The sequence below is a fragment of the Micromonospora sp. KC721 genome (genome assembly GCF_004348355.1).
GTDB lineage: Bacteria > Actinomycetota > Actinomycetes > Mycobacteriales > Micromonosporaceae > Micromonospora.
The window spans coordinates 1-5,103 of the sequence record NZ_SMJY01000295.1 but is presented as its reverse complement, the minus strand read 5'-3'; the positions used below and the strand labels follow the sequence as shown (position 1 = coordinate 5,103).

General features: G+C 68.6%; 10 protein-coding genes. 5 read left to right on the top strand and 5 right to left on the bottom strand.

Annotated features, from left to right (window positions below; genetic code table 11):
* The coding region (locus E1182_RS29050; RefSeq protein WP_165942754.1) for an RICIN domain-containing protein at window positions 1-396 on the top strand (396 nt) is incomplete at its 5' end.
* Window positions 397-461: 65 nt separating this feature from the next.
* Here E1182_RS29050 and E1182_RS29045 read toward each other — a convergent pair.
* Complete coding sequence (locus tag E1182_RS29045) at window positions 462-644, bottom strand: DUF397 domain-containing protein (RefSeq protein WP_132270920.1); 183 nt, start codon at window positions 642-644, stop codon at window positions 462-464.
* Entirely contained in the window at window positions 641-1,450 is an 810-nt protein-coding gene (locus tag E1182_RS29040; protein WP_132270918.1) for a helix-turn-helix transcriptional regulator, read from the bottom strand. The genes E1182_RS29045 and E1182_RS29040 overlap by 4 nt, the downstream gene beginning before the upstream one ends.
* A 242-nt stretch (window positions 1,451-1,692) precedes the next feature.
* Between E1182_RS29040 and E1182_RS29035 the strand changes: the two genes are divergently transcribed.
* From E1182_RS29035 to E1182_RS29025, 3 genes are read left to right on the top strand one after another with little or no spacing between them, the layout of a single operon-like run.
* Window positions 1,693-1,875, top strand: coding sequence for a hypothetical protein (locus E1182_RS29035; RefSeq protein WP_132270917.1), 183 nt, complete (start codon window positions 1,693-1,695; stop codon window positions 1,873-1,875).
* Window positions 1,872-2,165 (top strand): hypothetical protein, encoded by a 294-nt coding sequence (locus E1182_RS29030; RefSeq protein ID WP_243706481.1) that lies wholly within the window; start codon window positions 1,872-1,874, stop codon window positions 2,163-2,165. Before E1182_RS29035 ends, E1182_RS29030 begins: the two co-directional genes overlap by 4 nt.
* Window positions 2,162-2,413 (top strand): flavin reductase, encoded by a 252-nt coding sequence (locus E1182_RS29025; RefSeq protein ID WP_132270916.1) that lies wholly within the window; start codon window positions 2,162-2,164, stop codon window positions 2,411-2,413. Before E1182_RS29030 ends, E1182_RS29025 begins: the two co-directional genes overlap by 4 nt.
* A gap of 129 nt (window positions 2,414-2,542) precedes the next feature.
* On the opposite strand, the gene E1182_RS29020 is transcribed toward E1182_RS29025, so the two are convergent.
* Entirely contained in the window at window positions 2,543-2,899 is a 357-nt protein-coding gene (locus tag E1182_RS29020) for a ribbon-helix-helix domain-containing protein (protein WP_132270915.1), read from the bottom strand.
* Window positions 2,896-3,708 (bottom strand): hypothetical protein, encoded by an 813-nt coding sequence (locus tag E1182_RS32605; protein ID WP_243706480.1) that lies wholly within the window; start codon window positions 3,706-3,708, stop codon window positions 2,896-2,898. Before E1182_RS32605 ends, E1182_RS29020 begins: the two co-directional genes overlap by 4 nt.
* Between E1182_RS32605 and E1182_RS33120 the strand changes: the two genes are divergently transcribed.
* A complete protein-coding gene (locus tag E1182_RS33120) occupies window positions 3,598-4,212 on the top strand; it encodes a class I SAM-dependent methyltransferase (RefSeq protein WP_371687621.1) in 615 nt (204 codons plus the stop codon). The two genes, E1182_RS32605 and E1182_RS33120, sit on opposite strands and share 111 nt — an antisense overlap.
* A 180-nt stretch (window positions 4,213-4,392) precedes the next feature.
* Here the strand turns inward: E1182_RS33120 and E1182_RS29005 are convergent, their stop codons facing one another.
* Window positions 4,393-5,040 carry a response regulator transcription factor gene (locus E1182_RS29005; protein ID WP_132270913.1) on the bottom strand — a complete coding sequence of 216 codons (648 nt, stop codon included), beginning with the start codon at window positions 5,038-5,040 and terminating at the stop codon, window positions 4,393-4,395.
* Between the last annotated feature and the right edge of the window lie 63 nt (window positions 5,041-5,103).

The following is a 5,103-nucleotide window of genomic DNA, read 5'->3' as shown; positions in this document are numbered from 1 at the left end:
CCGCCGCCCAGCCTGTCGAATGCCATGATCGTTGGGGCTCAGTCGGGCCGCTGCATCGATGCGCCGAGCACCAGCAACGGCATCCAGATGCAGTTGTGGGACTGCCGTGGCGCAACGAACCAGCGCTGGACCTACACCGCGAGCCGCGAGTTGCGGGTGTACGGCAACAAGTGCCTGGACGCCAACGGGCGGGGCACCACCAACGGCACCGCCGTGATCATCTGGGACTGCACCGGCCAGCCGAACCAGCAGTGGAACGTCAGCGGCAACACCATCACCGGAGTCCAGTCCGGACTGTGCGTTGACGCCAGCGGCGCGGGCACGTCCAACGGCACCAGGATCCAACTATGGACCTGCCATGGTGGTGCCAATCAGCAGTGGAGTTCGCGGAGCTGAGGCGGCGGACGAAGGAGCCCCCAGCATGAGGCTGAGGGCTCTTTCCTACGTCGACAGTTTGCCCGTCAGCGGGTCTTGGCGAAGGTGACGAAGCTCTGCCAGACCTGCGGGTCGAACTGGAGCGTGCCGCCCTCGCGGTCCTTGGTGTCGCGGACAAGCACCACGCCGGGCAGGTTGTCGGCCACCTCTACGCACGATCCGCCGTTGGTGCCGGAGCGAGTCGACTTGTGCCACCTGGCACTGGTCATGTCCATGTCTGCGCCGCTTCCTTGATCAGATCGAGTGACTGCCTACGTGGGAGAGCTTCGCCTCTGATCGACTCCCACGTTCGCTGGAGAGTAGCAAGATCATCGGCCCCGTTCACTACTTGTGCTCGCACCTGGTGGTCGAGATGTGCAACCACCGAGCCGTCGCCCAGGGTGGCCAGGATGAAACCTCCTTGCAGGCCAGGGTAGACCCCGGTGTCCTCGGGAACCACGAGTATCTGGACGTGTGACAGCTCTGCCATCTTGACGAGGTGATCGACCTGCTCCCGCATGACGCCGGTGTGTCCGTTGATCTGCCGGCGGAGAATCATCACGTCAAGGACCGCCACCAACGGCGTGGGCGCGTCTCGGGTGACAATCGTCTGCCGCTCCAGCCGGGACGCCACCCGCTGCTCGACGTCGTCGGGCGGGAGTAGGCCGGTAGCGAACATCGCCCGCGCGTACGCCTCGGTCTGCAGAAGGCCGGGCACGAAGGCGGGCTCGTACCAGCGCAGCAGGGTCGCCTCGCGCTCCAGCCCGATCCACTCGCGCAGCCACTCGGGGTCGACCTTGGACAGCTCCCGCAGCATCCGGGCGAACCGGCCGCCCTTCTGCCGGTCACAAGCCGGGTCATGCGCCCGGTCAACGGCCATGGCGTAGTCGATCGTCGGTGGACGACCGCCGGTCTCCACCGAGCTGACGTGCGAGGCCGAGTAGCCGATGGCCTTGCCGAATTCCTCCTGACTGAGGCCAAGGGTGGCTCGTAGCAGGCGAAGCTCCATCACCACGTAATCCATCACGCTGCCCATCGGATACCCATCTCCTGCCCAATCTCCGCGGCGTGTCTCTCAGTGCTGTCCGGCGGCACTCACTGTTGGCGTATCACCAGCTCAGTCGGCATGAGCGCCTATCGAAGTCAGACCGATCCTCACCAGACTGTCACTCATGCGGACCTGCTCCTCGCTGAGCGTAGCTGGGGTGGGTCCTGCCCTGGGGCCGCCCGTGTTCCCCCGTGCAGGGGCGGCCCCTTCCCAACTTCGAGGAGGTCGACGTGCGTATCCCGTTCTTCCGGTGCCGGACCAAGGAGCAACCGACGCTGCCGCGCCGGGTGCGCGGAACCAACCTGCCGGAGTGGATGCGCCTGCCGACGCAGCCCTACCCCCAGCAGGGGCCCGGCCGCGCCGGCGGACTCACGCCGGGCCAGGAGTGGCGCGCGAACGGGGGCCGCTGGTGACCGTTCTCGACGCCATCCGCACGGTCACCGGCCACATCGGCTCCCATCCGACCTGGAACTGCGAGGCGTGCGGTGAGCCCTGGCCCTGCCCGGTCTTCCAGGCGATCCCGGCGGACCAGCTCACCACCTCGACGCTCATCCCCGCCATGTCGTTCCTGCTGAGCCGCGCCATCAAGGATCTGCGCGGACGCCCCGAAGGCCCGGAACCGCCGCAGATCGTGAAGCGGTTCGTGTGGTTCTTGCCGCTGAGCGACGACGAGGCCCGAGCCATCGCGTTGAGGCTGCGATGACGGCCCGCCGCGTGGTCCCACACGTCGCCATGCGCCCGCTGTGGCGGTGCCGCAACTGCGGCGCGGAGTGGCCCTGCCAACCGGCCCGGCTGTCCCTGCTCTCCGAGTACCGGGAGGACCGGACGGCCCTGATCATCTACCTCGGCACGCTGATGGCCGAGGCCAGCGACCAGCTCGCCCAACTCAACCCCGACCGACGGGTGGACCTGACCGACCGCTTCCTCACCTGGGCCAGAGCCCGAGGATGAACGCGAACATGGTCCACGCCCGCCGACCGAGGGTGGGAGGGCCGACGGTCCAGGTGATCCGCGAGTCTCCCCAGGTGCCGGCGACCTTGGCAGACGATGAACCGGGTTTCGTGCGTGCCTCGCTGAAGGCTATGCCGCGTCGGCGTGGCCTTCGGTGGTGCGGTTGGTGACGATGCGGCGGAGTACGTCGAGGGCGTGTTCGGCCTCGTCGCGGCTGACGGGTGCGGTGCAAGCGGTGATGTATCTGGTCAGGGCGTCGCGGATGATGTCGGATCGCCGGGTCGCGGCCTGGTCGGCGAGGCGGTCGAGGTGTTCGACGAGCGGGACAGGTAGCCGGATGCTGACCAGCATCATGGGTGCCTCAGGTGCGGCGCCGGTCGTTGGCGCTGCGGTCATGGATCTGATGACCGGCATCAGGCTGTCGGTGTTCTGGAACCAGGCGATGACCTCGTCTTTGGTCATCCGGTCGAAGTCCGGCTCGGTCACAGGACTCGCCTCCTCCACTCGTCAAGGTCTGCGCCACGTAGGGCACGAGCCCCGATGATCTTGTATGTCTGGGTGGCACCGATGCGGTCGCACAGCGCGGCGATGACTCGACCGCTATCGGCCATGCCCATCACGATGAGCAGCAAGTCGCCGAGGGCGCGCTCGTAGCGTATGCCCGGCGGGGCGTACAGGGCCTGGGTTGCCTCGTCCACGCCGACGCCGTTGCGGCGAGCGTTGTCCAAGCCCTCGTCGGTCCACACGTACTCGCGTTCCGGCACTACTTCACCGTAACACGTCGTAATACGCCGGAGTTGGCGGACGCGGACTGGGTCATCCGCTGACAGGGCACCTGCGCTCTTGTCGCTCCGGGTGGTGCGCACCAGGGCAATCCGTCGAGCGGTCAGCGGGGGCTGATCCGCGGCTGCTCGGAAGTCGGCGAGCTGGCAGGGGACGCCGACGGGTACCCGGTTCTGCGAGATGAGACTGATGGGCGTCATCGCCGCAGCGATCTCGCGCGTGGACGGCCCACCGGCGCAACAACCGTTTGGCAGGATGGTGCGATGGGCGGCATGGATCGACGTGACCTCGGTCGGCTGTTCAACGAGGTGCCGGAGCTCTACGACCGGGTCCGGCCAGGATACCCCGACGAGCTGTTCGCAGACCTCGTCACCATCACCGGGATGGGCGAAGGGTCGCCGGTGCTTGAGGTGGGCTGTGGTGCCGGTCAGGCGACGCGCTCGCTGGCGGCGCTCGGCTGTGCGGTGACCGCCGTCGAGCCGGGCGTGGGCATGGCCGCACTCGCTCGCCAACGGCTCGCCCCTTCGGCAACGTCACGGTCGAGACGTCGACGTTCGAGGAGTGGGACGATCGGGGTCGACGCTTCGATGCCCTGGTGGCCGCCTCAGCGTGGCACTGGGTCGATCCGTCGATCGGCTGGCCGCGAGCGTACGACGTGCTCCGCGCGGGAGGCTGGATGGCGCTGCTCGGCCACGTCGTCGTCCGCCGGCCGGGCGAGCCGGAGGTGTATGCCGAGACCGCCGATCTGCACGAGTGTTTCTCTCCCGGAAACCCGGATTGGTGTCATCCTCCAACCGAGGACGATGTGCGAGGCACCGACGAGGGCTGGGGCTTGGTCGAGGATCCCGGCGGCTTGTTCGGCCCCACGATCGTGCGTTGGTACCCGACGGTGCAGTGGTTCGACGGGGACGGCTTTGCCGATCTCCTTCGCTCGCAGTCGCCGTACCGCAGGCTCGATCGTGATGTCCGTGAGCCTTTGCTCGACGCCATCGCCGAGCGCATCCGCACCCGGATGAGCGACCGGGCAGCACGCCGTTACCTCAGCGTCCTCCGTGTCGGACAGCGCGCCGGGCGAGCCCAGGGACAGGCGGAGTCGTAGCGAACGGCAGAGCCGCGGGCACCGGGCGGTCGGGCGGCCGGACCGGGTCGCTGGCCTACCCGCTGGGCCGGGTGGGTCGCGCCGCTGACGGGGCCGCTCAGCCGGTGAGGCCGACGTCGCGGGCGAGGAGTGCGGCCTGCATCCGGTCGGTCACCCCGAGCTTGGCGAAGACCGCGGAGAGCTGATTGCGTACCGTCTTCTCGCTGAGCCCGAAGCGCCGGGCGATGCGGGCGTTGGTCTCGCCGGCCGCCAGGTGCCGCAGGATGTCCCGCTCGCGGGGGGTCAGCTGGTCGAACGGCGGCGGCAGCTCGACCGGCTGGCGTTGCAGCGTGGTCAGCACCTGCGGGCCGACCCGGGGGCCGAGGACGAGACCACCGCCGGCCACCGTACGCAGAGCGTCGACGATCACGTCCGGATCGGTGTCCTTCAACACGTAACCCCGGGCACCGGCCCGCAGCGACCGGTTCACCACGTCCTCGTCGTCGGCCATGGTCAGCATGAGCACCCGGGTCTCCGGCCGGGACAGCAGGATCCGCCGGGTCGCCTCCACCCCGTCGCCGTCGGGCAGCGCCACGTCCATCGCGACGACCGCCACCCGTTCGGTGACGACAATGCTGACCGCCTCAGCGCAGGTGGCCGCCTCGACGATGCCGTCGACCCAGTTCTCCCCTTCGAGCATCGTCCGCAGACCGCGCCGGACCACCGGATGGTCGTCCACGATCAGCACCCGAATTCGCTCGGCCATGCCCGTCGCCCCGTTCCCTGCCCCCGTCGTCGCGTCCCTACGGGGTCATCCTCTCAGTCGGCC